The organism is Micropruina sp., assembly GCF_027492755.1.
Taxonomy (GTDB): domain Bacteria; phylum Actinomycetota; class Actinomycetes; order Propionibacteriales; family Propionibacteriaceae; genus Micropruina.
Genome location: NZ_JAPUED010000112.1, coordinates 1 through 1,822, shown reverse-complemented (window position 1 = coordinate 1,822; position 1,822 = coordinate 1). Strand labels below are relative to the sequence as shown.

Below are 1,822 nucleotides of genomic sequence, written 5' to 3'. Positions count from 1 at the left end.
GGCGGTGGAACGAAAAGAACCGTCCCCGCGTACCGGTCAGGCGATGCCGCCGCCGTCCACGACGAGGGCTGAGCCGGTGACGAAGGAGGCCTCGTCGCTGGCCAGGAAGACCACCGCGGCTGCGATCTCCTCGGGACGGGCCATCCGGCGCAGCGGGCGGTCGGCGGCGTCGGCGAGGAAGGCGTCCTCGGTCCAGCCGATCTGGGCGGCTTCGGAGCGCAGCATGCCGGTGTCGGTGTCGCCCGGGTTGATCGAGTTCACCCGGATGTTGGCCGGACCGTGGTCGATCGCCAGCGCGCGGGTCATGTTGACCACGGCACCCTTCGAGGCGCAGTAGGGCAGTGCCCGGGCGCCGCCCTTGAGACCCCAGCCGGAGCCGGTGTTGACGATCGAACCGCCGCCGGCGGCCTCCAGGTGCGGGATCGCGTACTTGCACATCAGGAAGATCGAGCGGACGTTCACCGCGAAGGACAGCTCCCAGTCGGCCAGCGCGGTTTCTACGGCGGTGGTCCGGCGGGCGATGCCGGCGTTGTTGAACACCACGTCCAGTCCGCCGAACTGGGCGACCACGGCTGCGACGGCAGATGCCACCGCGGCCTCGTCGGAGACGTCCACGCTCAACGCGATCGCGGTGCCGCCGGAGGCGATGATCGACTCGGCGACCGCCTGGGCGCCGGCCTCGTCGAGGTCCAGCACCGCGACGGAAGCGCCTTCGGCGGCGAAGGCGGCCGCGGTGGCTCGTCCGATGCCGCCGGCTCCGCCGGTGACGATGGCGCGCTTGCCTGCCAGTCTCATGATCTGCCCCTTTGATTGGTCGGTTGCTTGGTGGTGTGCGAGCTGTGGTCGGCCGAGGCCGCGTCGGCCCGGACGAGTGCGATGTCCTGGGCGCCGGTGGAGATCCGCTGATGCCCGGCGAGTTCGGCGTCCAGCTCGGCGTCGCCGGTGTCGATCAGCAGTGGGCCGCCGATGCCGAGCAGCTTCGTCGTGGTGGCACCGATCAGCAACCTCGGTTCGGCGAGCCGGCGGAGCACCGCGGCAGAGAACTGCTGGTTGCCGCGGCCGAGCAGGAAGCCCTGTCCGCCGATGCTGGTGATCACTGCGTGACAAGGAGACTCGGCGGTGAAGCCGAGCAGGTCGTGGGCGCTGGCATCGGCCAGCAGCAGCTGTCCGTCGCGGACGACGTCCACTCCGAGCGGCGTCTTGGCCACCCCCAGTTCGGACGCCAGCGCGGCCATCGTGCTGCCCGGGCCGAGGAAGTAGGTGTGGCCCGGCTGCAGTTTGGCGGCCAGGCCGGCGGCGACGCCGCGGACGGCGTCCGCTTCGGAGGCGGCGGTGGCCGACTTGCGGGCCTGGGTGCGCCCTCGGACCGCCGGGGTGGGTGCGGTGCCGAACAGCGTCGCCTCGACGATGCCGGCGCGGATCTGCTCCTCGCTGATGTCGACGACATCGCGTTGCTCGATGCTGACATCGCCGCCCTGGACGATGGCCGCGGCAATGCTGCCGGCCGCCGCAGGGCTGACCGCGAAGACGCCGGAGTACATCTTGACGCCGCAGGGGATGCCGAGGATCGGGGTGCCGGTCGGCTTGGTCTCGCTGGGCTCAGCCATCCGTTGGTCGAGCTCGTCGAGACCCCTGGTGGTAGTGGTTTCGACAGGCTCAACCGGCGGTGGTGGGGTTTCGACAGGCTCAACCGGCGGGGGTGGGGTTTCGACAAGCTCAACCGGCGGGGGTGACGAAGCCAGTCCGCGGAGAACGTCACGTGCGGTTCCGTCGCCGCCGGCGAACAGGATCAGCCGAACCCCCTGCCGTACCAGCGCCTCGA

Annotated in this window: 2 protein-coding genes; both read right to left on the bottom strand. The window is 70.8% G+C overall.

The genetic code is table 11. The annotated features are described in order from the left end of the window. Window positions 1–36 precede the first annotated feature (36 nt). Entirely contained in the window at window positions 37–795 is a 759-nt protein-coding gene (locus Q0066_RS07825; protein ID WP_298131751.1) for an SDR family NAD(P)-dependent oxidoreductase, read from the bottom strand. Then, window positions 792–1,607, bottom strand: coding sequence for a hypothetical protein (locus Q0066_RS07820; protein ID WP_298131749.1), 816 nt, complete (start codon window positions 1,605–1,607; stop codon window positions 792–794). Before Q0066_RS07820 ends, Q0066_RS07825 begins: the two co-directional genes overlap by 4 nt. Window positions 1,608–1,822 lie beyond the last annotated feature (215 nt).

Excerpts from the sequence above, each read along its gene's own strand:
- Q0066_RS07825 (WP_298131751.1), bottom strand. The coding sequence starts at position 795 with ATGAGACTGGCAGGCAAGCGCGCCATCGTCACCGGCGGAGCCGGCGGC.
- Q0066_RS07820 (WP_298131749.1), bottom strand. The coding sequence starts at position 1,607 with ATGGCTGAGCCCAGCGAGACCAAGCCGACCGGCACCCCGATCCTCGGC.